This is a genomic window from Streptomyces sp. AA1529 (assembly GCF_000280905.1).
Taxonomy (GTDB): Bacteria; Actinomycetota; Actinomycetes; order Streptomycetales; family Streptomycetaceae; genus Streptomyces.
Map to the genome: position 1 here is coordinate 119,628 of NZ_ALAP01000092.1, position 24,031 is coordinate 143,658.

General features: G+C 71.3%; 21 protein-coding genes and 1 pseudogene. 8 read left to right on the top strand and 14 right to left on the bottom strand.

Annotated elements, in window-relative coordinates; translation table 11 throughout:
- Nucleotides 1-2 precede the first annotated feature (2 nt).
- The 5 genes from A949_RS0126405 to A949_RS0126425 all read right to left on the bottom strand — a co-directional run bounded on the left by A949_RS0126405 (nt 3) and on the right by A949_RS0126425 (nt 7,022).
- On the bottom strand, nt 3-1,529 hold the full coding sequence (locus A949_RS0126405) for a Wzz/FepE/Etk N-terminal domain-containing protein (RefSeq protein WP_019359057.1): 1,527 nt from the start codon (nt 1,527-1,529) through the stop codon (nt 3-5).
- Nucleotides 1,526-2,893, bottom strand: a complete 1,368-nt coding sequence (locus A949_RS0126410) for a Wzz/FepE/Etk N-terminal domain-containing protein (RefSeq protein ID WP_019359058.1) — start codon at nt 2,891-2,893, stop codon at nt 1,526-1,528. Before A949_RS0126410 ends, A949_RS0126405 begins: the two co-directional genes overlap by 4 nt.
- Nucleotides 2,890-4,152, bottom strand: coding sequence for a glycosyltransferase family 4 protein (locus A949_RS0126415; RefSeq protein WP_019359059.1), 1,263 nt, complete (start codon nt 4,150-4,152; stop codon nt 2,890-2,892). The genes A949_RS0126410 and A949_RS0126415 overlap by 4 nt, the downstream gene beginning before the upstream one ends.
- The gene (locus A949_RS0126420) at nt 4,142-5,470 is read right to left on the bottom strand and encodes a nucleotide sugar dehydrogenase (protein WP_019359060.1); all 1,329 of its coding nucleotides are present in this window, start codon (nt 5,468-5,470) and stop codon (nt 4,142-4,144) included. Before A949_RS0126420 ends, A949_RS0126415 begins: the two co-directional genes overlap by 11 nt.
- A gap of 73 nt (nt 5,471-5,543) precedes the next feature.
- The gene (locus tag A949_RS0126425) at nt 5,544-7,022 is read right to left on the bottom strand and encodes a sugar transferase (RefSeq protein WP_026005055.1); all 1,479 of its coding nucleotides are present in this window, start codon (nt 7,020-7,022) and stop codon (nt 5,544-5,546) included.
- Between the two features lie 860 nt (nt 7,023-7,882).
- Between A949_RS0126425 and A949_RS0126430 the strand changes: the two genes are divergently transcribed.
- The 7 genes from A949_RS0126430 to A949_RS0126460 all read left to right on the top strand — a co-directional run bounded on the left by A949_RS0126430 (nt 7,883) and on the right by A949_RS0126460 (nt 14,244).
- A complete protein-coding gene (locus A949_RS0126430) occupies nt 7,883-9,430 on the top strand; it encodes a sodium:solute symporter family protein (protein WP_019359062.1) in 1,548 nt (515 codons plus the stop codon).
- On the top strand, nt 9,427-10,005 hold the full coding sequence (locus tag A949_RS0126435; RefSeq protein WP_026005056.1) for a sigma-70 family RNA polymerase sigma factor: 579 nt from the start codon (nt 9,427-9,429) through the stop codon (nt 10,003-10,005). Before A949_RS0126430 ends, A949_RS0126435 begins: the two co-directional genes overlap by 4 nt.
- Nucleotides 10,002-10,325 (top strand): hypothetical protein, encoded by a 324-nt coding sequence (locus A949_RS34670; RefSeq protein WP_019359064.1) that lies wholly within the window; start codon nt 10,002-10,004, stop codon nt 10,323-10,325. The genes A949_RS0126435 and A949_RS34670 overlap by 4 nt, the downstream gene beginning before the upstream one ends.
- 199 nt (nt 10,326-10,524) lie before the next feature.
- Nucleotides 10,525-10,764, top strand: a complete 240-nt coding sequence (locus A949_RS0126445) for a DUF3311 domain-containing protein (protein WP_106428915.1) — start codon at nt 10,525-10,527, stop codon at nt 10,762-10,764.
- 545 nt (nt 10,765-11,309) lie between these two features.
- Nucleotides 11,310-13,010 carry a carbon starvation CstA family protein gene (locus A949_RS0126450; protein ID WP_019359066.1) on the top strand — a complete coding sequence of 567 codons (1,701 nt, stop codon included), beginning with the start codon at nt 11,310-11,312 and terminating at the stop codon, nt 13,008-13,010.
- Nucleotides 13,007-13,264, top strand: a complete 258-nt coding sequence (locus tag A949_RS0126455) for a cory-CC-star protein (RefSeq protein ID WP_019359067.1) — start codon at nt 13,007-13,009, stop codon at nt 13,262-13,264. The genes A949_RS0126450 and A949_RS0126455 overlap by 4 nt, the downstream gene beginning before the upstream one ends.
- Complete coding sequence (locus A949_RS0126460) at nt 13,255-14,244, top strand: ArsA family ATPase (RefSeq protein ID WP_019359068.1); 990 nt, start codon at nt 13,255-13,257, stop codon at nt 14,242-14,244. Before A949_RS0126455 ends, A949_RS0126460 begins: the two co-directional genes overlap by 10 nt.
- 52 nt (nt 14,245-14,296) lie before the next feature.
- Here A949_RS0126460 and A949_RS36835 read toward each other — a convergent pair.
- From A949_RS36835 to A949_RS0126490, 7 genes and pseudogenes are all read right to left on the bottom strand, one after another.
- Nucleotides 14,297-14,449 (bottom strand): annotated as a pseudogene (locus tag A949_RS36835) (IS5/IS1182 family transposase); the annotation flags it as partial.
- A 135-nt stretch (nt 14,450-14,584) separates the two neighbouring features.
- Nucleotides 14,585-15,514: a hypothetical protein gene (locus A949_RS0126465; protein WP_158687638.1), complete on the bottom strand. Its 930-nt coding sequence runs from the start codon at nt 15,512-15,514 to the stop codon at nt 14,585-14,587.
- A gap of 83 nt (nt 15,515-15,597) precedes the next feature.
- Nucleotides 15,598-16,227 (bottom strand): hypothetical protein, encoded by a 630-nt coding sequence (locus A949_RS0126470; RefSeq protein ID WP_019359070.1) that lies wholly within the window; start codon nt 16,225-16,227, stop codon nt 15,598-15,600.
- A 197-nt stretch (nt 16,228-16,424) separates the two neighbouring features.
- Nucleotides 16,425-18,086 carry a tetratricopeptide repeat protein gene (locus tag A949_RS0126475; RefSeq protein ID WP_019359071.1) on the bottom strand — a complete coding sequence of 554 codons (1,662 nt, stop codon included), beginning with the start codon at nt 18,084-18,086 and terminating at the stop codon, nt 16,425-16,427.
- A gap of 327 nt (nt 18,087-18,413) precedes the next feature.
- Nucleotides 18,414-18,821 carry a PGPGW domain-containing protein gene (locus A949_RS0126480; RefSeq protein WP_019359072.1) on the bottom strand — a complete coding sequence of 136 codons (408 nt, stop codon included), beginning with the start codon at nt 18,819-18,821 and terminating at the stop codon, nt 18,414-18,416.
- A gap of 330 nt (nt 18,822-19,151) precedes the next feature.
- On the bottom strand, nt 19,152-19,694 hold the full coding sequence (locus A949_RS0126485) for a class I SAM-dependent DNA methyltransferase (protein ID WP_026005059.1): 543 nt from the start codon (nt 19,692-19,694) through the stop codon (nt 19,152-19,154).
- Nucleotides 19,695-20,042: 348 nt separating this feature from the next.
- A complete protein-coding gene (locus tag A949_RS0126490; protein ID WP_019359074.1) occupies nt 20,043-20,465 on the bottom strand; it encodes a YjbQ family protein in 423 nt (140 codons plus the stop codon).
- A gap of 116 nt (nt 20,466-20,581) precedes the next feature.
- Between A949_RS0126490 and A949_RS0126495 the strand changes: the two genes are divergently transcribed.
- Nucleotides 20,582-21,682, top strand: coding sequence for an NAD(P)-binding domain-containing protein (locus tag A949_RS0126495; RefSeq protein WP_019359075.1), 1,101 nt, complete (start codon nt 20,582-20,584; stop codon nt 21,680-21,682).
- 113 nt (nt 21,683-21,795) lie between these two features.
- Here A949_RS0126495 and A949_RS0126500 read toward each other — a convergent pair whose 3' ends face one another.
- Together A949_RS0126500 and rhaS are read right to left on the bottom strand one after the other, a co-directional pair.
- Nucleotides 21,796-22,806 carry a LacI family DNA-binding transcriptional regulator gene (locus A949_RS0126500; RefSeq protein WP_019359076.1) on the bottom strand — a complete coding sequence of 337 codons (1,011 nt, stop codon included), beginning with the start codon at nt 22,804-22,806 and terminating at the stop codon, nt 21,796-21,798.
- Between the two features lie 131 nt (nt 22,807-22,937).
- Nucleotides 22,938-24,017 carry a rhamnose ABC transporter substrate-binding protein gene (gene rhaS / locus A949_RS0126505; RefSeq protein ID WP_019359077.1) on the bottom strand — a complete coding sequence of 360 codons (1,080 nt, stop codon included), beginning with the start codon at nt 24,015-24,017 and terminating at the stop codon, nt 22,938-22,940.
- Nucleotides 24,018-24,031 lie beyond the last annotated feature (14 nt).

The window sequence follows — 24,031 nt, forward strand, 5'->3', positions numbered from 1 at the left end:
TCCTATCTCGCCTCCTGGTCGCTGTCCGGGACCCGAGCCGCCGGCACGGGCAGCCGTTCCGGCTGCGGGACGGCCGTCCCGTTCCGCCCGGCCGCCGGGCGTTCGTTCCGGCCGCGTGCCGCGGTGTGCGTGCCGTCCCAGAGCGTGCCGTCGGTCCGGTCCCGCGGGTCGGGGTCGATCAGCACCACGCCGAGCACCGGGATGTGCTGGTCGGCCAGCTGCCGCGCCACCGTGTGCAGCCAGGCGGCGCTGCCGTGCCCGGCGCGCACGACCAGGACGGTCCGGGTTCCCAGGTGTCTCAGGTCGGTCCAGGCCGTACCGGGCGCGACCGAGCCGACACCGAGCCGGCGTTCCGGGTGCTCCGTACCCGCGGCCCGCTCGCCGCCGACCGGCACGACCGGGTCGTCCGGCTGCCGGCGGCGGTTGGTCAGGTACGGGCCGGGCAGACCGTCGAGTACCGCCACCGGACCGTCCGCCGCGAGGGTTCCGGCCAGGTCCAGGGCGAGCACGCCCGTGCGGCGTGCGCACCCCAGCTCCAGCAGCGAGAGCGGTTCGGCGGAGCCGCGCACGGTGCGGGCCAGGGTCGCGGTGAGCCGTTCATGCGCCGCCCGCTTCCGCTTCGGCTGCCACAGCCTGCCGGTCCGCAGGGGCAGTTCCGCGAGGACCGAGGCGCCCAGGTTCGCCGCGATCTCCCGGCGCAGCACGGGGCGGTCCGCCACCACCGCGCCGACCGCGGCCACCGCGAGCCCGAGGGCGAGCCCCAGGGCGAGCCCGATCGCGGCGTCGGTGGCGGCGGCCGCGGGCAGCGAGTGGTGCACCGCGCGCGGGGCGTCCACGATCTGCGTCCCGGCGACGATCCGGGGCGTGCCGGTACGCGCCTCCGCGGCCCGCTGGTCGAAGTCGGCGATGCGCGAGTTGAGTTCGGCCCGGCGGGCGAAGAGCGACTCGATCCGCGCCGACGCCTTCGGGCCACTCTCCGGTGAGCGGCCGCCGATCGACGTGTTGACCCGGGCGAGTTCGTCCCGCATCCGGTCGCGCTGGTCGAGCAGGGCCTTGGCCTCGGCTTCGGCGGTCTCGCGCATCCGCCGCACATGGTCGGCGACGAACGCGTCGGCCAGCGCCTCGGCCCGGGCCACCGCCTGCGCTTCGTCCTCACCCGTCACATCGATCCGCAGCAGGTTGTTGGTCACGCCGGTGCCCCGGTAGTCCCGCAGGAAGTCCTCGGGGTCCGCGGAGGAGTGGAGGGACCGCAGGGCCCGGCCCGCGATCCGGGTGGTGCCCAGCAGTTCGACGTCGGTACGGATGAGGGTTCCGGTGTCGTTGGGCTGGTCCTCCTGGTGCGCGACCAGCACCGTGGTCACCGCGGCCGGCGGCGGGGGCAGCAGGACCGCCACGGCCGCACCGACCAGCAGCCCCAGCAGCGCCATGGAGGACCAGAGGCGGCGGCGCCGGCGCACCGCCGCGACCAGCGACTGCAGGTCCAGCAGCGGAGCGGCGCCCGGCGCGTCCGCGGTCCGGCTCGTCGTCACGCCGGGCCTCCCCTCGCGGTGCCACCGACCGCGACTGACTGCTCCGGGGGCTGCGCCGGACGGCCGGCGGGCCGCTCCGGCCGGGCCCGGACCGGTTCGGCGACGACGGCCCCGAGGACCCGGTGCCCCGCGTCCGCACACGCCCCGGCGATGCCGCCGAGCTCCTCCGCGGTCCAGCTGCCGGCACCGAGCACGACCAGGGCACCGGACTCGGTGTCGTGGTCCGGCACCAGCGGGCGGGACACGGACACCTCCACCGCCGGCAGCAGCGGATCGCTCCCGGTCTCGGCGGCGAGCTGCTCGGCGGCCCGGCGGCCGAGCACGTCACCCTCCGGTACCACGGCCAGCACCCGCCGGGGGGCCGCCGGCAGCTCCTCCCGGAGGCGGGCGCACACCCGGCGGCAGCGGATCCGCCGGTCGGCCTCGCCGCCGGACGTCCGCGGCACGGGTCCGTGCCAACGGGTGTCCAGGCCCAGCAGCCGGCGGATCCAGGCCCGGCCGCGTCCCGCATGGCGGTGCGCGAGCTGTTCGCCGGGCACCTCGACGGTGCCCAGCAGCACCGAGCCCAGTGCCGCGGCGATCTCCCCTCCGCTGTCCAGCCGGCGGCTCATCCGTGCGGCGGCGAGCTGCCAGACGACGCCGAGCAGGAAGAACAGCAGCGCCCCGGCGCCCACCCGTTGCGGCGTCGTCGGCGGTGCCTCTCCGGTGGGCCGGGCCGCCGGCCCCATGACGACCAGACCGGTCCTGCTGCTCGCCGGGGCGGCGTCGTCCAGCTTCTTCATGGCCTCCTGCAGCACGGTGCGCAGCTTCTCCAGCTCGGTGCGGGCCTGCACGCTCTCCACGGTCCGCCCCGGATCGGCCGCCTCGGCCAGCTCGGTGATCCTGCGGTCGGTCTCCCGCACCTTCTGCCGCAGTGCCTGTGTCCCCGCCGCCGCGTCGGCGTCGGTGCCCTCGCCCGCGATCCGCGCCGCGAAGGTGACGAACTGCTGGGCCATCCGGTCGGAGAGCTGCTGCGCGCGCTCCGGCGTCTCGGCCGTACCGGAGATGGTGATGATGTTCCCGTCCGCCGCCTGGGCACGTACCCGGTCCCGCAGCTCGGTGCCGCTGACACCCCGCCAGTCGAGCGCGGCGGCCGCACGGTCGGCCACGGACGAGCTGGTCGCGATCTCCACCTGGGTCAGCAGCTCGCGCTCCTCCCACTGCCCCGGCAGCAGTACCGACGCCGACGCGGTGTAGCGGGGCGGGAACAGCGCCGAGGTGCCGTAGCCGATGAGCGCGCCCACCACGACGAGGACGGCGAGCAGGCGCCGGCGCCGGCGGAGCAGCCGCCCGATCGTGAGCAGGCGTATCGTGTCGTCGCTCAACGGCGTCGCCTCTTGCCCGCCGGGACCGGGGTGCCCGTCGCGACCGGGTGGTCGCGGCAGGCGGCGGCGTAGGCGGCGAGCAGCGACTGCTGGGAGTTCCGCCAGGAGAGCTTCCCGCTGATCCGTTCCCGGCCGATCCTGCCCATCCGGGCCCGCTTCTCCGGATCGTCCAGCAGCTCCGCCACGGCCTCGGCGAACGCGGCCTCGTCGTCGGCGGGTGCGTAGACGGCGGCCTCTCCGGCCGAGACCCGGGCCTCCCGCAGGTCGAAGGAGACGATCGGCCGGCCCATCACCATGTACTCCAGGACCTTGTTCATGGTCGACACGTCGTTGAGCGGATTGTGCGGATCGGGAGAGAGGCACACGTCGGCGGTGGACAGATAGCGCACCAGGTCGGCGTCCGGGATCCGCCCGGTGAACTGCACCTGCTCGGAGAGCCCGAGCCGCCGGGAGAGCTCCACCATCGCGTCGAAGGTGTCGCCGGCGCCGACGAACACCGCGTGCCAGTCGGTCCGCCCCAGGTCGTCGCGGAGTTTCGCGAGGGCGCGCAGGGCGTAGTCGACGCCGTCCTGCGGGCCCATGACACCGAGGTAGCACAGCAGGTGCGGCTTGCCCCGCTTCAGCTCCGGCTCCGGCGGTACGGCACGGAACCGGTCGGTGTCGGGCGCGCTGCGCACCACGAAGACGTCCGCCGCGCTCCGGCCGCCGCGGCGCAGCGCGACCTCCCGGTAGCTCTCGTTCGTGGCGAGCACGATGTCCGCCGCCCGGTAGGTCATCCGCTCCAGCGCGCGGACTGCGCGGTGCAGCAGGTCCTCGCCGCGGCCGAACCGGGAGAGATACAGCTCGGGGACCAGGTCGTGCTGGTCGAAGACGAACCGTGCGCCGCGCCGCTTCAGCCACAGTGCCGGGAGGAACAGCAGGTCGGGCGGATTGCAGGCGTGGACCACATCGACCGGGCCGACCCGGCGGGCCAGCCGCACCGTGTGCCACAGCGCCGCTCCGTACTCCCGCAGATACCCGGTCGGCCCTCCGGTGGCCGCGCGCAGCGGATAACGGTGGATCCGTATCCCGTCGATCTCCGCCTCCGGCTCGGTGTCCCGTTTCCCTCCGCGGGGGCAGATGACGTCCACCTCCCAGCCGGCGTCGTGCAGCGTCCTGCACTCCTGCCACACCCGCCGGTCGAAGGGGACCGACAGGTTCTCCACGAGGATCAGCGCGCGCCGGCCCGGCCGGCCGCCGGCGGCCGTGTCACCAGGCAAGACCCAGGTACCCCTGTTCGGCCCGGCGCGCCTCGGCGTCGGGGAGGTGGACGAGGTCGATCAGCTCCGGTCCCTCGCCGGCGGGCGGCAGCGCCGAGAGGACGGCGGGGTCCCTGGTCCCGACCAGACACACCTCGGCGTGTTCGAGCACCTCGGAGACGGAGTCGGCGAGGAGCTGGGCGAGGTGCGGCAGCCGGGTCTCGATGTACTCGCGGTTGGCGCCCAGCAGCCGGGAGAGGCTCACGTTGGCGTCGTGGATCCGCAGGTCGTACCCCTTGCCGTAGAGCCGTTCCGCCAGCTCGACGAGCGGGCTCTCGCGCAGGTCGTCGGTGCCGGGTTTGAAGGAGAGCCCGAGCAGTCCGGCGCGCCGCTTGCCGGTGCGCTCGACCAGGTCCACCGCACGCTGCAGATGGTCGGAGTTGGAGGGCAGCACGTGGGCGAGGATGGGCACCGAGACGTCGGCCCGCCGGGCCGCGTGGACCAGGCTGCGCAGGTCCTTGGGCAGGCAGGAGCCGCCGAAGGCGAAGCCGGGCCGCAGATAGGCCGGGCTGACGTTCAGCTTGCGGTCGGCCAGGAACACGTCCATCACCTGGTGCGAGTCCACTCCGAGGGCCTGGCACACCGCGCCCAGCTCGTTCGCGAAGCCGATCTTGAGGCCGTGGAAGGCGTTGTCGGCGTACTTGATCGCCTCGGCCGTCGGGACCGGTACCCGGAAGACCTCGCCGGGCAGACCGTCGTACAGTGCCGCCACCGCGTCGCCGCTCGCCGGGTCGAGCTCGCCGATGACGGTCTTGGGCGGGTCGAAGAAGTCCCGCACGCTCGTGCCCTCGCGCAGGAACTCCGGGTTGACCACGACCCCGAAGTCCACTCCGGCGGTGCCGCCGACGTACTTCTCCAGAATCGGGACCAGCAGGTTCAGGCAGGTACCGGGGAGCATGGTGCTGCGGTACACGACGGTCTGCCGCCCGCCGCGCCCGTCGCGCTCCGCCAGCGCGGCGCCGATCTGCTCGGTGACCCGTTCCAGATACGCGGTGCACAGGCTGCCGTTGGGCTCCGACGGCGTGCCCACGCAGACGAGCGTCACCTCGCTGTCCAGGACCGCCTCGCGGACGTCAGCGGTGGCGCGTAACGCCCCGGTCCGCACGACCTCGGCGACGAGTTCGCCGATCCGCTCCTCGACCACCGGGGCCCTGCCTGCGTTGACCAGGTCGACCTTCGCCTGGTTCACGTCCACCCCGACCACCTGATGCCCCCGGCCGGCCAGGCACGCGGCCGACACGCAGCCGACGTAGCCGAGCCCCAGAACACTGACCCTCATGACATGTTCCTCCCCCAGAGCAGGCCGCTGCGGCCTGCGTTCCGCACGCCGGCCGGACGACGGCCGCCGCGCATCAGTAGGCCCCCTGCCCGTGGAGCACCACGCGCAGGGTCTTCCACAAGATCACCGTGTCCAGGGCCAGCGACCAGTCCTCCACATACCGCAGGTCGAGGCGGACCGCCTCCTCCCACGGCAGATCGCTGCGCCCGCTGATCTGCCACAGGCCGGTGAGCCCGGGTTTGACCAGCAGCCGCCGCCGGATGTCCGGGTCGTAGGCGGCGGACTCCTCCGGCAGCGGAGGCCGGGGACCGACGAGCGACATGGATCCGGCCAGGACGTTGAACAGCTGCGGGAGTTCGTCGAGCGAGTAGCGGCGCAGCACCGCTCCGACCCGGGTCACCCGCGGATCCCGGCGGAGTTTGAACAGCAGCCCGGCGCCCTCGTTGCGGTCGGCCAGCTCGGCGCGTGCCCGGTCGGCCCCGGCGACCATGGTGCGGAACTTCAGTATCGTGAATTCCCGGCCGTCCTTGCCGACCCGACGCTGCCGGTAGAACGCGCCGCCGCGGCTGTCCGCCAGCACCAGGAGCCCGACGAGCAGCATCAGTGGCGCGCACAGCACCAGCAGGAGCGTCGCACCCATCTTGTCGACGACCTCTTTGACGGCCCGGCGGCCTCCGGTGAAGGTCGGCATGCTGACCCGTAACAGCGGTATCCCGAGCACCGCGTCGACGTGCAGCCGCGGGCCCGCCACTTCCATCAGCACGGGGGCCACGACCATCTCGGCGTCGCTGCCCTCGAGGTTCCAGGCCAGCCGCTGCAACTGTTCGGGCGACCAGTGCGGGTCCGGGGTGACCGCGACCACGCGGTAGCCGTCCCGGCGGACGTGGCCCGCGAGGTCGGCCAGCCGGCCGACGACGGGCACTCCGTCCAGGTGGTCACCGTGCAGTCCGAATCCGTCCGGCGTGCACACCGCCTCCACCCGCCAGCCGAGGTGCGGGAATTTGCGGACCCGGGATATCAGATCGCGCACGGTGTCCGGGCTCCCGGCGGCCAGCACCGGCCGCAGGCATCTGCCCGCCATCCGCTGCCTGTGCAGCGAGAGCCGCAGCAGATATCGCGCGATCATGGTGAGCAGCGCGATCGCGGGGACGGCGACGAAGATCCAGAGTTTGATGTTGCGCGAGGTCAGGGCTATCCCGCCGAGCGCCAGCACGACGACCGCCGTGAACAGCGAGCGTCCGAGCCGGCGGAATTCCTCGGCACCCTGGCCGAGCACGGCGGGAGCCCACGCCCGGCTCACCGCGAGGGCCCCCAGCACCAGCAGCTCGGTGCCGAGCGCGAGGATGCCCCATTTCTCGTGCCAGTTGGCCGCGTCCCGGGCCCCGAAGAAGATGCCGATCGCCGCCACCACGAAGGCGGTCACCACGGTGTCGCCGGTGATCACGGTACGGCGGTACCGCTGCTCCCAGTCGCTCGCGGGCCGGCTGACTGCCCCCTCCGCCGGACGCCCGAGCGCCGACGGTAACGGGTCGACCAATTCCCCCTGCCGCACAGAATCCCCCAGCTCGCCAGTGGTTCGACCTGTTCGTCCATCACTGTTCCCCGGGAGACACCCGCCCCCCGCGCCGCGCTGTTCCTTTCCCCGGGAACGCTCCCGCCCGGGCGCACGCACTCCCGCCGTCGCAGGCCGTACGTGAACACCACACCGGGCGGTGGCGCATCCCCCTCTCCCCACCCGGCTCCCTGGTTGCACAGGACCCCGCGGAACCTCCGGATGCTCCCCACACCCGCGGTGCCGGCTCGGGATCCCGGAGCCGAGCGCCTCTGTTGTCCGGCGCAGGGATACGACCAATGGCTGCCCGAAACATCGGACCGTTAGATCACCATTTGTCGCCCTGTGTCCAAACATCTGAAGCACGGTCAATGTAGACCATCACGCGCCACCTGAAGAGGGGGTGTGTGCAATTTGTGCGCAAGCTTTGGAGTTTGAGTACCGGCCGAAGGCGGCCCGCGCGTACTTCGACAGTGAGAGCACGCCATGTGAGCTGCGGGAACGCGGCATCTCCGGGGCGCCGGCCCCGCAACCCCGAGATACCCGGATGTGCGGTTCACCTCGCCCGAGAGCCACCGGAGTTCCATGAACCGACATGCATGTGCCAGTGGTCTGGTCCGGCGGAGGCGCAACGGAAGGCCCCCATGAAGCAGACCGATGATCGCGACGCACGGTAGCCGGTGACGCACAGTTCGTGCTATGGCCTACGATCCTCTCCTGGCCGCTGCAGGCCGTGCAGGAGCTCTCCACCCGTCGGCAGGGTTGACGGAACGTTTCCGGCGGATTTGGTCCCTGTCCTCCGGTCCGGCGGCCCGTTCAACTCCTGCGCAAGGGAACAGGCACACCAAGGACGGTGACCCATGGCCGGTACAGCCATGACTGCGACGTTTCTCGCGGTGCTCGCCGGGGCGTCGCTGCTCGCGGTCACCGCGCGTCGCCTGCGTCCCAACGACCGGCTTCCGTCCCTGGAAGGCTGGGCGCTGGCCGACCGGAGCCTCGGACCCCTGTGGACCTGGATGCTGCTCGGCGGCACCATCTTCACGGCGTACACCTTCACCGCCGTACCAGGACTGGCGTACGGCAACGGGGCACCCGCGTTCTTCGCGGTGCCCTACACGGTACTCGTCTGCCCGCTCGTCTTCGTCCTGCTGGCCCGACTGTGGACGGTGGCCCGCCGGCACGGCTACATCACCGTCGCCGACTTCGTGCGCGGACGGTACGGATCCGCGCCACTGGCCCTGGTGGTCGCGCTGACCGGGATCCTCGCGACGATGCCGTATCTGGCGCTGCAGCTACTGGGCATACGTGCGGTGCTGACAGCCGGCGGCATGTACCCGGCGGGCGCGACCGGCGATCTGGTGATGGTGGCGCTGTTCGCCGGGCTCGCGGTGGCGACCTACCGGCACGGGCTGCGGGCGCCGACCGTCATCTCCGCGCTGAAAGCCGTAGCCGTTTTCGTCTCGCTGACCGCCGTGACCTGGTTGGTCCTGGTGCGGCTCGGTGGTCCGGGTGCGGTCTTCGAGGGCGCCGCCCAGCGGCTGGGTTCTCCCGCACTGCTCCTCAGCCCCGCTCATCGGCCCGCCTACGCCACCCTCGCCCTGGGCTCCGCTCTCGCCCTGCTGATGTACCCGCATGTGCTCACGGCGGGCTTCGCCTCCGACGGTTCGCGCACCCTGCGCAGGACCGCCGCGGCGTTGCCCGCGTGGACCGGGCTGCTGGCGCTCTTCGGGTTCCTGGGGATCGCTGCGCTCGCGGTGGGGGTGCGGGCGCCGGAGGGCACGGCCGAGGCGGCCGTGCCGATGCTGGTGGACCGGCTGATGCCGGGACCGCTGGCCGGGCTGGTGTTCGGAGCGATCACCGTGGGGGCGCTTGTCCCGGCTGCGGTGATGTCGATCGCGGCCGCGACCAGCTTCGTCCGCAATGTCTATGTCGAGTACGTCCATCCGACGGCCACGCCCAAGCGGCAGGTGCGCATAGCCAAGTCGGTGTCGCTCACCGCGAAGGTGGGCGCGGTGGCGTTCGTGTTCGGGCTGCGCGATCAGGACGCCATCAACCTCCAGTTGCTCGGCGGGGTCTGGATCCTGCAGATCTTCCCGGCCGTGGCCGTGGGGCTGTACACCCGATGGCTGCACCCCCGGGCCCTCCTCGCCGGGTGGGGGGTGGGCATGGTGGCCGGGACGTTCCTCGTGGTGCGGGAAGGGTTCTCGCCCATCGTGCCACTCGGCACGGATGCCGGACCGCTGGAGATATACGTCGGTCTCGTCGCGCTGCTGCTCAATCTGACTGTCGCAGTGGCCGGGAGCCTCGCTCTGGAACGCCTCCGCGTCCCGCGCGGCGCCGACCTCACCGACCTGCCCCCGCGTCTGACCCTCAGACGGCGCCCCGAGACGGGAGCGAACAACCCATGAGACACAGATCCGGCATCCCTGTGCCGGTGCCGCAGCCCGCAGTCCCAGCCGACGCACTCGCCCCCACGATCAACGACCCCGCCGACGCGGCGAGGGAGGCCGGTGTGGCTCGGCTGTTCGAACTGCACTACACCCCGATGCTGCGACTCGCCGTGCTGCTGGGAGCCGACGATCCGGAGAACGTGGTGGCCGAGGCCTACTACCAGATCTACCGCAGATGGCGGCGGCTGCAGGACACTGCGGCGGCTGAGGCCTATCTGCGCTCCACGGTCTGCAACCTGACGCGGATGCGGATACGCCATCTGCAGATGGCACGCAAACACGCGGTGAGATCGCCCGACGAGATGGTCGCCTCGGCCGAGAGCACCGCGCTGCTGCGCGACGATCAGCGTGTGCTGATCGACACACTGCGGCAGCTCCCGGCCCGGCAGCGTGAGGCGCTGGTGCTGCGGCACTGGCTCGGGCTGAAGGAGAGTGAGATCGCCGCCGCGATGGGAATCTCCTGCGGGTCCGTCAAGACGCATACGGCGCGCGGTATCGCAGCGCTGACCCAGGCGATGGAGGCCCGGAAATGAACGACACCGGTCCCGACCGGACGGAGAGGGAACTGGGCGAGGCCCTGGCCACGCTCGCCGACGGGGTGCGGAGTGCCCCCGACGCCTACAGCACTGCGCGCGGCGACTGGCTGCGCCGCGAGCGTCGGCGCAGGCTCGTCCTCGCGGCGCTCATCGCGGTCGTCTTCACACTGGCCACGCTGATCGGCCTGTGGGTACTGAACCGGACGCCCTCGGACCGGGGGGTCGTCTTCTCCGGTGCCGGGCCCACCGGCGGAGCTCTCGTCTCACTTCCGCGAGCCCTCCCCGACTGCCTCGTGCTCTGCGCCTCAACCGTGTGACCCGCTCGGCCGGCTTCGGGACGGCGGAGCGCCTCCCCCATGACGGACGCCGCCCACGGCGCCGGCCATGCACCGTACGGAGGCGTGGGAAGGTCCCGTTCACCGACGAGTCCGCCGGGGCGGAACCGTCGCTTCGATGTCCTGCTTTGTTCGCGTAGTCGGCGAGGAATGGAGCCGCCGTATGCCGGGAAGATCTCGGATGAGACCAGCGGTGATCACACCGGCCCGGGTGGTGATCGCCCTGTGTCTCGTCGCCCCGTTCGTCGCGATGCTGTGGGTCGGCTCCTACGCCAAGAGCGACCCCGCTTTGATGGGCATCCCGTTCTTCTACTGGTACCAGCTGCTGTGGGTGCCGCTGTCCGCAGTGCTGACGCTGGTTGCCCACCAACTGTGGCGGCGTGACCAGCGGGCACGTCGGAGCGGGGACGCCGCGGAGTGAAACGGGGGCGGTGGCGTCCGGTGTGTGCGTCGCGCTGCGTGCAACCGGGCCGCCGAGGAGGTTCCCCGGCCCGGCACGACGGCCGCCGACCGGGACAGCGGGGCGTGCCCGTGACGTCATGACCCGCCGCCGGAAACTCGAGGAAATCTCCTGTCAACCGAATCGGAACCTCCGGCAACTCCTGAGCAGACCGCCGGGCGGCCGGCCCGCGGCATCCGAGCAGGAGGTCAGGGGGCACCCTTGGCAGACAGCGGGTACGGACCCACGCCGAGCCGGGCGTTGACCGACGGCTTCCAACGGGCGTGTGCGGCCGTGACGGGAGAGCTCCGCCGCCGCGGCACAGTCGCCGCCCCGGCGCGGCACCTGGTGGCCGGGTACACCGCCGAGCCAGGCAGAGCGGGCGAAAGTACCCGATGCCCCGTTCCGGTCGCCGGCATCGCTCGGTCGAGGAGGGCCGCCCTCCACCGTCCACGCTGTCTCCCTGCCAGGTGCACATGCCGTGCAGGGCAACGGCTCAATCTCCCAGAATCCAGAGAGCGTCTCGCATGAACGCACTTCCGCTGCTGTTGATCGGCCTTGCGATATTCGCGGGCGGATACGTCTTCTACTCGAAATTCCTGGGCAACCGGGTCTACAAACTCGACGCGTCCTTCAAGACGCCCGCGCACGAGCTGCAGGACGGCGTGGACTACGTCCCGACCAACAAGTTCGTGCTGTGGGGTCACCACTTCACCTCGGTCGCGGGGGCAGCGCCGATCGTCGGCCCCGCAGTCGCCGTGATCTGGGGCTGGGTGCCCGCGTTCCTGTGGGTCACCCTCGGCACGGTTTTCTTCGCGGGCATGCACGACCTGGGCGCGCTGTGGGCCTCGGCGCGCAACAAGGGCCGCTCGATGGGTACGCTCTCGGGCCGCTACATCGGCGCCCGGGGCGCGAACCTCTTCCTCGTCGTGATCTTCCTGCTGCTCCTGATGGTGATCGCGGCCTTCGCGGTGGTCATCAAGGACCTGCTGATCTCCACGCCCTCGGCGGTGATCCCCGCCTGGGGCGCGGTCGCGGTGGCGCTGCTGGTCGGCCAGGCGGTCTACCGCTACCGGATGAGCCTCGGCCTGGTCACCGTGGTGGGCGTCGCGGCGCTCTACGGCCTGGTGCTCCTCGGTGACGCCGTCCCCGTGGAACTGCCCGACCCGATCCTGGGCATGTCCCCGGCGACCTTCTGGATCGTCGCCCTCTTCGTCTACGCCGGGATAGCCTCCCTGTTGCCCGTGTGGGTGCTGCTCCAGCCGCGGGACTACATCAACGGCGTCCAGCTCTTCGTCGGGCTCGGCATCCTGTTCGTCGCGGTGCTGCTGAGCGCCCCGACGGTCGTCGCCCCGGCCTTCAACGACGCCGTGCCCGCGGGCACCCCGGACCTCCTGCCGCTGCTCTTCGTGACCATCGCGTGCGGCGCGATCTCCGGCTTCCACGGCATGGTCTCCTCGGGCACCACCTCGAAGCAGTTGGACAAGGAGACCGACGCCCGTTTCGTCGGCTACTTCGGCGCGGTCGGCGAGGGCATGCTCGCGCTCGGCGCGATCATCGCCGCCATCGCGGGCTACCGCACCATGGCCGACTGGAAGGCCGTCTACACCGCCTTCGGCGAGGGCGGTGTCGGGGCGTTCGTCGCGGGCGGCGGCGAGATCGTCAACAGCGGCCTGGGCCTGTCGGCTTCGCTGAGCTCGACGGTGCTGGCCACCATGGCGATCCTGTTCGCCGCCACCACCATGGACACCGGCATGCGCCTGCTGCGCTTCGTCGTCCAGGAGGCCGGTGAGGTCGCGAAGTTGAAGATCAGCAATGGCGTCGGCACCCTCATCGCGCTCGCCGCCGGTATGGGACTCACCTTCAGCCAGGGCGCCGACGGCGCCGGCGGCCTCCGGATCTGGCCGCTGTTCGGCACCAGCAACCAGCTGCTGGCCTCCCTGACCCTGTCCATCGTCGCGGTCATGCTGATCCGCAAGCGCCGCAACCCGGCTCCTGCGCTCGTGCCGCTCGTGGTCGTGTTCGTGATGGCGTTCTGGGCCGCGCTCGCCCAGCTCGGCGACCTCTACGACGCCCGGGACTGGCTGCTGCTGACCATCGACGTCGTCATCATCGTCGCCGCCGTGTGGGTCGCCTTCGAGGCGATCGTCGCGATGCGGCGGGCATCCCAGGAACCGCCGGAGGCCCCCGACGCCGATACGGCGGAGAAAGCCGGGGTGACGGGGTGACGTCCCGCTGGGCCTCGTTCCGGGCCGGGCTGGAGGAGTTCTACGCCGGCCCCTACCGGCGCACTTTCGCCCGCGCCCGACGCGAGGAGGACGACCTCTTCCGGATGGTCGTCCTCGCGGAGGCACTGGGCGTGCCCGACCCGGCGGCGTATTACACCGTCGAGCTGATGCCCGCCCTCTACGAGGACTTCCACGCCTGGCACCGCCGGATGGGCATGGACCGCTCGCCACTGGAGCATGTCGGGTGCTGCTAGACCTCATCACCTCGCGCAGGGTCGTCTTCGTCGGCGGCAAGGGCGGAGTGGGCAAGACGTCCATCGCCGCGGCGCTCGCCCTCGGCCGTGCCAGGGCGGGCGCCCGCGTGCTGCTGGTGTCCACCGATCCCGCCCACAACCTCGGTCACCTCTGGGACCGCCTCGTGGGCGACGAGCCCACGCGCCTCGCCGGCCCTGGGGACCTCGCCCCCGGGGCCGGGACGGCGGGTCACGTCGACGGGCTGGAGATCGACCCCGAGCGCACGGTCGAGCAGCACCTCTCCGCGGTCGCCGGCACGATGCGGCGGCTGCTGCCCGAGCGGATGCACGCGCCGGCCGCCCGGCACCTCGAGCTGGCCCGGCTGGCACCCGGCACCCACGAGTCGGCGGTGCTGGAGCGGATCGCCGAGGCGGTGGAGCTCGGGGAGGAGGCGTACGACCTGGTCGTCTTCGACACCGCCCCGTCCGGCCACACGCTGCGGCTGCTCGCGCTGCCCGAACAGCTCACCTCCTGGACCGAGACCCTGCTCGCCAACCGTGACCGGTCCGAGCGGTTCGGCGCCGCGGTGCGCGGCCTCGGCGGCGGCGAGCAGTCGGACGGCGACGCCGACCTGCGCCGGATCCTGCTGCGCCGACGCAACCGCTTCTCCCGGCTGCGCGAGGTGGTGACGGATCCGGCACAGTCAGGGTTCGTGGTCGTGCTGACCGCCGAACTGCTCCCGATTGCCGAGACGATGGAGGTGTACGAGAAGCTCACCGGCCTGGGCGTCGAGGTCGCCGCGCTCGTCGCCAACCGCCGTTCCCCCGCGGACGCCGGTGAGGTGCTCGCCCGGCGCCGGGGGCAGGAGGACCAGCACCTCGTCCGGCTGCGGCAGCAGGTTGACGCACCGTTGCTCGACGTACCGCTGCTGCCGGGGGATCTGGTGGGCACTCAGGCGCTCGCCACGCTGGCCGATCTGCTCGGACCCTCCTCGTCCTGAGTTTCCGGAGGCTTCCGGACCACTTGATGGTCCATGGCGCGCGACGCCCGGTCGAGCAGGCCAGGTGCAGGGTGAGGACGGCTTGGAAGAGGATGGTGATGCGGGTGGTGGAGCATCGCAGTCTGCGCAGGAGACGCCGGGTCTTGGGGGCGGCCATGGCCTGCTCGACGAGCACGCGGATCTGCGCATGCGAGCGGTCGAGGGCCTATCGGCGAGACTCGGGGCGAGCGCGTCAGGAGGCCGACGGCCTCGACGACATACCGGTAGGCGGGGCGACTTCCGCCCGGCGGCCCGTCGCAAGGCCGTCCCGATCCGGCCGCAGAACGGGAGGAGGGTTCTCTCAGTCCCGGACGATGGACTGTATTTCCTTCACAGTGACGGCTTGTTCATAGACGGAGTTGCCGTCGGGCAGGGCGGGCTGAGCTTCCGGCCGACCGTCCGGGTCGGCGGAGTCGGTCCAGGTGACCTCCCACACAACAGAGGCGGAGAAGGTGTAGGTGCCGCCCTTGCCGGAGGAGCGCTTGTACGTGATGTTGCAGTCCGCGTCCGTGGAGTCGACCTGGTAGCCCCCATGGGCTTTGGACAGGTTGTATGTGCATGACTTCGGTTCGGCGTGGTCCGTACCCGCTTTCACGGTGAGTGCCTTGGGAGTGGCCACCGTGGTCGCCGCAATGTTGACACCGAGGTGATCGATGCCGGCAGTCACCGACACCCGGTTCAGCGGCTTCTTGAAGACAATCCGGGTCTCCAGATTCACCACCTGGCGGCCCGGGCCGGGGCTCAGCTTCACCGGGGGCGTGGGGAGCTTGGTGTTGTCGTACGCGATTCCGGCGAGCATCTGCGGATCGATGGCGGCCGGGTCTTCCGGAGGGTTCCCCTTGGGTACCCAGATTTCGCGTTCCTTGGCCAAGCATTCTGCGTCGTCCTTGCCTGTCTCATAGTGCAAGGACCACCACAGGCCCTTCTTGCCGATGTTGTAGTTCTGCTTCTCCCGCTTCTTCTGGTACGCCTGGTATTCCTCCGCGTAGTCGCCCAGCACCTGCGGGGTGGGGCTCTCCGTCCGCAGTGCCTCTTTGTACGCCTTCGGCTTCCACATCGGTTCGTACCAGCACGCCGGAGGCTTCCAGTTCGCTGCGGGGGCGGGTGCCATCGGCGTGCCGGAGGCGGGAGCGTTGCCGTGCACGGCGATATGCATGCCCACGGTGTCACTGCCGTCGCTCTCCGGGGTGGGCCTCTCCTCCACCACCGTGCCGCCCTGCCCGTCTCCCACGCCCGCATGTGCCGGGGACGCCACGGCCAGCAGAAAGACCGTGGTTCCCGCTGTCGCTATGCACGTGCGTCCTGTACGTCTGCTCACGGTTGGCATTCCGCGGCCCCCTTGGTCGCTTGCGTCTGCGATACCTGCCACTGCTCGCCGTCACTCTTGACCAGCCCGGCCTTCCAGGCGACGAAGTCGTCCTTGCTGGGCTCCGTCTTGAGTGTCTTCCCCGACTTCTTGTCCTTGGCGAAGGCGTTGCGCTGCGACTCGCAGTACCGCACCCATGCGCCCTTCTTCGTCAGGTCGGTGACCTCGAAGTCGTAGTAGCGGAGAGAGCCGGTGAAAGTCCTGTTGTCCTCCGCGAACCTCGTGATGTCCTTGCCCCAGTACTGAAGCGCGGGATGCTTCCAATACCTGACCATGTTCTTCGTCGCCGGATCCGCCTTGGTGTACGCCTCGACACGTGCCTTCGCGGCATACTCCGTGGCTTGCAGGACCTCGTCTTTCCCGGGGTCCTCTGACCGCACGTCCTCGAAGTCCAGCTTGAGATCGTCGGGAAAATCGAACTTCGGCGCCTGAGCGGCCGGCGACTCCTCAGCAGGGGAAGACTCCGCCCCTTTCTCTCCCCCGTCCGCGCCCGCGATCTTCTCGTCCCCGCCCTTGTGCCCTCCGTCGCCGCCGCAACCGGTCACGAAGAGCGCACACGCGAACCCCAGAGCTGCCATCGATCTCGTGGCTCGGCGCGGAAGATGGCGACGACGATGCACGATGCGCTCCCTGGGAAGGCCTGGCGACAGGTACAACCCTCGATCGTAACAGTGTTAGTCACGTGAACATGACATTCCGGCTGCTCACGGTGACGGGCTGTTCCATGTCCATCGAACGCTGGTCATGTTCCGGGGTCCTCGTTCTGTACCCATCGTCACAGGGATTCGCTGACAGCCGACAGTCGGCAGAAGCAGGAGACGTCGACCGGGATGTCAGCCCTGGCCTGGGCGAGGCGCAACTGCTGTTCGATGATGGTGGCCTCTCCCGTGCGGTCCTGCCGGGTCAGGCACTCGTGGTAGCCGCGCAGGCTCCAGATGTTGCCCGGGTGCTGCTGGGACCGTGGGATGGTGCCGTCCAGACCCAAGTCGGCCCGATACACCGCCTCGGCTTCCTCGATACGGCCCTGCTCCAGCAGCAGCGCCCCGTAGGCGTGCCGGGTCGGCTGCATCCACCCCCAGGGTTCGTCGTAGGGAAGGCCGTCATCGAGTCCGATCGACCGCCGCAGCGCGGCGAAGGCCTCCTCGGTGTTCCCCTTGCGGTACTCCACCTCGCCCTCCAGCATCGCGGCCGCCACCGCGAGGATGTCCCGACAGGTGTTGTTGAAGAGCATGCGCGACTGCGGGACACGCTCCACGGCCGCCCTGAAGAGCCCCCGCTGCGTCTCGGCCACCCCCACCTGGCCGGCGGAGGCGTGGGCGACTGCCTTCGCATAGAGCATCATCGCCGTGGTCACGCAGTAGAGCTCGGAGTCCCTCGGCAGTTCTGCGTCGATGATTTCCTGCCACATGCCGAAGCGGATCAGCACGTGCATGCGCAGGGGAAGGAGGCCCTCGAGCCAGTCCGCCATCGGTGGCGCCTCGACACGGAGGAGCTCCTCAGGAACCGCCGCCTCCAGTTCCCTGCATGTCTGCAACGCGACGGCCCGCTGCCCGAGGAACATCGAGCCGTAGATCTTGAAGTGATAGTTGTGGCAGCGGTAGAGCGTGTAGAAGTTGAGCGGGCCGGAACGCGTCACGAACTTCTCGTCCGCCTCGACAGCACGCGTGTTGGAGGAGACCACGCGCGCGTAGTCACCGCAGAGGACGTCCAGGTGCGTGGGCATGTGCTGCAGATGGCCGGCATCGGGGACGAGGTCGCGCAGCCGATCGGCCACCGGCAGGGCCTGCTCCGGCGCGGACGACATCTCCATCAGGTGGATGAACATGTGCAGCACGCCCGGGTGCTCCGGCCCGCCCGGCAGTTCCAGCGCGTGCTCGAGCACGGAGCGCGCCTCCACGGCACGTGATCCCGGGGCCGGCCGGCCGGTGCGCTGGTCCCACAACTGCCACGGGGTGAGGTTCATCAGCGCGTCGGCGAACAGCGTGCTCACGTCGAGGTCCTCGGAGTGTTCCGCGTACACCGTGCGCATCGCCTCGGCGTAACGGTGATTCCACACCGCGGGGTCCGGCACCGGTTCCGGCTGAGGATATCGGTGCCGGAGCGCGCCGATCAGCGCCCGCTCGACCGGCGTGGCCCCGCCCGCGAGACGTTCCGCCCGGGCAGTCGCCTCGAACGCCCGGGACACGCTCGTCTCGAGATCGGCCGGGTCGAAGCGTTCCCAGGGTTTGTTGTAGTTGGGCCCCACGGCGTAGGCGATGCCCCAGGAGGCCATGGCACACTTCGGGTCAAGCCGGCGGGCCCGCTCGAAGCAGTCGATCGCCTCCTCGTGGTTGAAGGCATAGCTCCACAGCAGGCCGCGGTCGAACCAGGTCTGCGCCTCTCGCGTCCCGGTCGACACCGGCCGGGTGTAGCGGCCGAGATCGTAGTAGTCCGTCATCGAGAGTCTCCTCCGGAACATCGCCCGATCTCGCGTCCCGTCGGGCGTCGTCGACGACCTCGGGCGCTGTCAGCACGGGCGCCCCGCCGCCGCGTCGAAGAGCCTGAGTGCAGCGACCGGGTGTGCGCCCGACCGCCGGTGCACAGGCTGCGGGCAGGAGCGTCGCTTCGGCGATCCTCTCCTTGACCACGCCCGTCATCTTCGCAGGATGAGGTGATCCTCGATGCGATACACACGCCGGGTGACGGCGTCGAACTCGTCGGGATCGGCCACCTCGGGGGGGGCGGGATCCGGCCTTCCGTGAGGAAGTCGGAGCCGGCATGGCGATCACACGGCCGGACGCCGCAGCCGGCGGTAGCTCCAGACGAGGAGCACGAAGAGCACGATGCCGGAGGCGATCAGGCTTCCTCCGGTGCTCCAGCCATCGAACGGCAGTTGCGGCACCAGCCCCCAGGCGACGCCCGCGCCGATCAGTCCGAGGCCGACCAGCGTCGAGCCGGCGATCCGCCAGCTGGACGACACGCTCTCCTCGGCGGCCCGCATGGCGCGGACCCGCACCGGTTCCAAGTGGCGGTGCAGGGCGGGGACGGCGCGGGCGAGCAGCACCATGCCGGCGAACACCAGCAGCAGTCCGGGGCCGGGAAGGACGAGCAGGACGAGACCCACGGCGACCAGCACCGCGCCGGCGAGGGCGAATACAGCCCGCAGCACAGGATGCAGATTGGTGTCCGCCACGCCGTCTCCCGTCTCTGTCGCCGTGTGGCCTCTTCGGCCCTGGGCCGCGTCCCGGCCCGGGCGCGGCAGGCTCCTGGTCCCGGTGGAGCCCTCCAGATGCGGGGGCCACGCGCGCGTCCCGCTGCGGTCGGGCTCGCACCGCGCCACAGCCGAGGGCTCGCCGGACCAGGGTTGGCCGCGGCACGGGCCGCGTACCGGTACCACGCCAACGGGTCACCCGCATGGCGGCAGGTGAACCGCGCAGTGCTGACAGGGCCCGGTCCGAAGCCTGCGCTCCCCGCCCCGAACCCGCTCCCTGCGAGGCAGGAGGCTCGACGGCGTGACCGGTCGTCAGGGCCTGCGGTGGACCGAGACCGCGTACGCCCCACCGTCGTAGGGTTCGCGGGACCATGTCGCGTAGCGCCTCTCGAGAGTGAGGCCCGCCGCGGCACAGTGTGCGTCGTACGCGTCCAGCGTGTATCCCCGGTCCAGGGAGAACCCCGCCACCAGACGGCCTCCCGGGCGGACGTGCGCAGCCACCCCGGCGACCAGGGCCGGTTCCGTTCCGGGCGGCGTGAACAGGGGGACGTTGCCCGCCATCACCACCACGTCGAAGGACCTCCCGAGGTCCAGATCGGCCAGGTCGCTCAGCTGCCAGCTGATGTCGGGGGCGAGCTGCCGCGCCGTGTCCAGCATCGAGGGATCGAGGTCCGCTCCCACCACGTCGATCCCGTGCCGCGCCAGTTCGATCGCCACCCTGCCCGTGCCGCATCCCGCGTCGAGGACACTGGACGGCCCCAGAGAACGCACCAGCGCGGCCTCGCCGTGCACGTCCCCGCCCTCGGCTGCGATCCGGTCGAACCGGGCCTGGTACTCCTCACCATTCCACGCCATACCGGCACCCTGGCACATCAGGTCTCCCCCATGGCACTCTCCCCCGGCTCGCGCGTCCGACGGCCTCGGGTGGACATCGGCGCGGATCACGCACCCATGACGCCCGACGGGGCGATCAGGCCGGCCATCCCCTCAGGCGCGTCACGGACTGCGGCTCGCCGTGACCGTCCGTCCGTCCGGCGATCCGAACATCGGGGCCGGTAATCGAGTTCCTCGCGGGTGACACCCTCCCGGCCGTACGTCGCAGCGCAGGACCGCTCGCCCTGCCCTGCCCTGCCCTGCCCGGAGAAGGTGCTTTCGCACCTGGTACGGCCGGACATCACTCCCCCAGCGAAGGCAGACGCAGCCCTACCCGAGGAACGACAGCCGCACCTTCCGGTCCGGATTGTCGACGTTGGTGTCCACGAGGCACACCGACTGCCAGGTGCCCAGGGCCAGCCGGCCGGCGACCACGGGCAGGGTGGCGTGCGGGGGGACGAGGGCGGGGAGCACGTGGTCGCGGCCGTGGCCGGGAGTGCCGTGGCGGTGGCGCCAGCGGTCGTCGGCGGGGAGGAGGTCACGCAGGGCGGTCAGCAGGTCGTCGTCGCTGCCTGCTCCGGTCTCCAGCAGGGCCACACCCGCGGTGGCGTGCGGCGTGAAGACGTTCAGCAGTCCGTCGCGGTCCTCGGCGACATCCCGCAGGAAGGAGCCGCACTGCTGCGTCAGATCCTGGACCACCTCCTGCGAGCCGGTCCGGACGTCGATCTCACGTGTCGTGAAGCGCTCAGCCATGAGTCGATCATCTCAAAGCGGACCAACCTCGCGTCCCGACGGCACGCTTCCCCGACGGAGGGGCGGCGCCGCGCACGTGCGGGAAGGTTTCGGGGGGCCGGATGGTTCGCAGAGGCATGAATGACGTGGCGGTCGTGGTCGTCGGGGCCGGGCAGGCGGGGCTCTCCAGCGCCTATCACCTGCGGCGGACCGGGTTGGTGCCCGGTGCGGACTTCGTGGTGCTGGACCACTCGCCCGCGCCGGGCGGGGCGTGGCAGTTCCGCTGGCCGACGCTGACGTACGGCCGCGTCCACGGCATGCACGCGCTGCCCGGCATGGAACTGACCGGCGCCGACCCCGGGCGTCCGTCCGCGGAGGTGATCGGCGAGTACTTCGCGGCCTACGAGCGGGCCTTCGCGCTGCGGGTGCGGCGCCCGGTGGATGTCCGCGAGGTGCGGGACGCGGGAGGGGGCGGACGGCTGCTGGTGCGGACCTCGCAGGGCGACTGGACGGCACGGGCCGTGATCAACGCCACCGGCACCTGGGACCGGCCCTTCTGGCCCCGGGTGCCGGGGCAGGAGCTGTTCGGGGGCCGCCAGTTGCACACGGCGCAGTATCCGGGCCCGCGGTCGGACGCCTTCGTGGACCGCCGGGTGGTCGTCGTGGGCGGCGGGACCTCCGCGGTGCAGCATCTGCTGGAGATCGCCGAGGTCGCGCGGGAGACGCTGTGGGTGACGCGGCGACCGCCCCGCTTCCGCTCCGATTCCTTCGGTGAGGAAGCGGGCCGGGCGGCCGTGGCGCTGGTCGAGGAGCGGGTGCGGGAGGGCCTGCCACCACGCAGCGTCGTGTCGGTGACGGGGCTGCCGATGACCGAGCAGGTGCGCCGCGCGCGGGAGAGCGGCGTGCTGGAGCGGCACCCGATGTTCGCCCGGCTGACCGAGGACGGGGTCGCGTGGGCGGACGGCAGCCGGGCGCCCGCGGACACGGTCCTGTGGGCCACCGGCTTCCGCCCGGTCATCGATCATCTCGCTCCGCTGCGCCTGCGCGAGCCCGGTGGCGGCATCCGGCTGGAGGGGACGCGGGCCTCCCGGGACCGGCGGGTCCACCTGGTCGGCTACGGTCCGTCCGCCAGTACGATCGGCGCCAACCGGGCCGGCCGGGCGGCGGTGCGGGACATCCGGTCGCTGCTGGCGGAGCGGGACCGGGAGGCTCCGGCTGTCAGCCCAGCCGCGGTGTGAGAGGCCCTGTGGAGAGCCGTTCGCCGCGGCGCTCCGGCTCCGCCCCGGCCGGCGGGCGCCGTTGCCGATGCGGTCCGCGGGAGGCGGACGGGACCGGTACGCGGCCGCGGGAGTCAGCCGCGCGGGAGGGTGGAGGCGCGGACGACCAGTTCGGGCCGGAGCACGATGCGCTGGTGCGTGTGGCCGGCGGCGGCCTCGCCGGTCTCCTCGATGAGCAGGTCGGCGGCTGCCCGGCCCATGCGGTAGGCGGGTTGCCGCACGGAAGTGAGGGGGACGGCCGCCGCGGCGGCGAACTCGATGTCGTCGTACCCCACCAGCGCGATCTCCTCGGGCACGGAGACACCGGCGGCGTACAGCGCTTGCAGCACTCCGAGTGCCATCAGGTCGTTGGCGCAGAAGACGGCCGTGGGGCGCGGCGACATGCCCAGCAGCCGGGCTCCGGCGTCCCGGCCGGTCGCCACGTCCATCCGGGAGCCCTCGATGTGCCGCAGCCGCGCGCCGGAGCCGCGCAGGGCCCGGGTGGCGCCGGTGTGGCGGTCGCGGCACTGGGTCAGCTGCATCGGTCCGCTGACGTGGGCGAGGTCGCGGTGGCCGCTCTCCAGCAGATGGCGCACGGCCAGTCCGGCGCCCCGGACGTCGTCGACGGAGACCGAGCAGCCCTCGGTGCTGGGTGCGACGCGGTCGACGGAGACGTAGGGGATGCCGTGCCGCTGGAAGGCGGTCAGGTTCTCACCCGTCGTGCCGGTGGGGGTGATCAGGACGCCGCGCACCCGCTGCTCGGCGAAGAGGGCCAGGTATTCGGCCTCTTCGGCGGGGCTCTGGGCGCTGTTGCAGAGCATGACACCCAGCCCGGCGGCGCGGGCGGCGCGCTCCGCGCCCGCCGCGACGTCGACGAAGAACGGGTTGGCCATGTCGAGGACCAGCAGGGCGATGATGCGGCTGCGTCCCGCGCGCAGATGGCGGGCCGCCTCGCTCCGTACGTAGCCGAGGCGTTCGATGGCGGACTGCACGCGCTGCCGGGTCTCCTCGGCCACCATCGCGGGCCGGTTGATGACGTTGGAGACCGTGCCCACGGAGACCCCGGCGGCGCGGGCGACCTCCTTGATCCCGACCGTCCGGCTCACTCGGGCACCCCGGTGGTCCCCGGCCGCGCGCCCCGCTTGCGCCGCACCGGCCTCAGCCCCTCCCCGCCGGTCCGGCCGGCTGCTCGCAGGTCGGACGCCCCGCTGTCCGGCGTCCCCTCGGCCCGATCTTCTCAGAAGTCGAAGTCGTCGATGTTCCCGCTGTCGAAGACCGTCGGGGGTCCGAGGACGACCTCGCCGTCCTGGCCGACGGTGTACTCCCCCAGCTTCCCCGCGGTGAACTTCTCGCCCTCCTTCCCGGTGATCTGTCCGGAGGAGAGGGCGGCGGCGGCGTAGGCGCCCAGGTAGCCGAGCTTGGAGGCGTCCCACAGGGAGAACTGCTCGAGGGTGCCGTTCTTGATGTACTTGCGCATCTGGTTGGGCGTGCCCAGGCCCCCGAGGGTGACCTTGCCCTTGTACTTGGAGCCGCTCACATAGCGGGCCGCGGCCGCCAGACCGACCGTGGTGGGCGAGATGATGCCCTTCAGGTCCGGGTAGGCCTTGAGGAGGCCCTGGGTCTCCTGGAAGGACTTCTGGTCGACGTCGTCTCCGTAGGCGGTCTTGACGAGCTTCATGTCCCGGTACTTGGGCTTGCTCAGCTCGTCTTTCATGATCTTGATCCAGGTGTTCTGGTTGGTGGCGTTCTGGGTCGCCGAGAGGATCGCGATGTCGCCCTTGTAGTTGAGCTGTTCGGCCATGTCCTTGACCAGGCCCCGGCCGATGTCCTCGGAGCCGGCCTGGTTGATGAACAGGTGGCGGCAGTCCTCGCCCGCGTCCGAGTCGTATGTGACGATCTTGATGTCCTGCTTCATGGCGGCCTTCAGCGGCCCGCACACCGCGTTGGGGTCGTTGGCGGCGAGCAGGATGGCGTCCTGGCGCTGCCGGGTGAGCGTGTTGATGTAGCTCACCTGCGAGGACGCCTTCGCGTCCGAGGGTCCGACCTCCTTGCCCTTGCCGCCGAACTCCTCGGCCGCCTCGATACCGCCCTTGTCGACCACCGTCATGTAGGGGTTGTTGATCTGCTTGGGCAGGAAGGCCAGTTCGAGGCCCTTCTTCAGCGGTGCGTCCGGGCTCGCCTCGGCGTTGTGCGCCGTGTCCTTCGCGTCGTCCTCCGCGTCGCTCTTGGTCGTACCGGAGCAGCCCGCGACGGTGACGGTCAGGGCGCAGGCCGCCGCGGTGAGGGCGAGGGCGCGAGGGCGGGGGTGCGAGCGCATGGGCGTGGCCTTTC

Bases quoted from the DNA above. Each gene is read 5' to 3' on its own strand.
- A949_RS0126430 (WP_019359062.1), top strand. From the start codon at position 7,883: ATGGCCGGTACAGCCATGACTGCGACGTTTCTCGCGGTGCTCGCCGGG.
- A949_RS0126450 (WP_019359066.1), top strand. From the start codon at position 11,310: ATGAACGCACTTCCGCTGCTGTTGATCGGCCTTGCGATATTCGCGGGC.
- A949_RS0126495 (WP_019359075.1), top strand. From the start codon at position 20,582: ATGAATGACGTGGCGGTCGTGGTCGTCGGGGCCGGGCAGGCGGGGCTC.
- A949_RS0126490 (WP_019359074.1), bottom strand. From the start codon at position 20,465: ATGGCTGAGCGCTTCACGACACGTGAGATCGACGTCCGGACCGGCTCG.
- A949_RS0126420 (WP_019359060.1), bottom strand. From the start codon at position 5,470: ATGAGGGTCAGTGTTCTGGGGCTCGGCTACGTCGGCTGCGTGTCGGCC.
- A949_RS0126485 (WP_026005059.1), bottom strand. From the start codon at position 19,694: ATGGCGTGGAATGGTGAGGAGTACCAGGCCCGGTTCGACCGGATCGCA.
- rhaS (WP_019359077.1), bottom strand. From the start codon at position 24,017: ATGCGCTCGCACCCCCGCCCTCGCGCCCTCGCCCTCACCGCGGCGGCC.
- A949_RS34670 (WP_019359064.1), top strand. From the start codon at position 10,002: ATGAACGACACCGGTCCCGACCGGACGGAGAGGGAACTGGGCGAGGCC.
- A949_RS0126445 (WP_106428915.1), top strand. From the start codon at position 10,525: ATGAGACCAGCGGTGATCACACCGGCCCGGGTGGTGATCGCCCTGTGT.
- A949_RS0126435 (WP_026005056.1), top strand. From the start codon at position 9,427: ATGAGACACAGATCCGGCATCCCTGTGCCGGTGCCGCAGCCCGCAGTC.
- A949_RS0126470 (WP_019359070.1), bottom strand. From the start codon at position 16,227: ATGGCAGCTCTGGGGTTCGCGTGTGCGCTCTTCGTGACCGGTTGCGGC.
- A949_RS0126475 (WP_019359071.1), bottom strand. From the start codon at position 18,086: ATGACGGACTACTACGATCTCGGCCGCTACACCCGGCCGGTGTCGACC.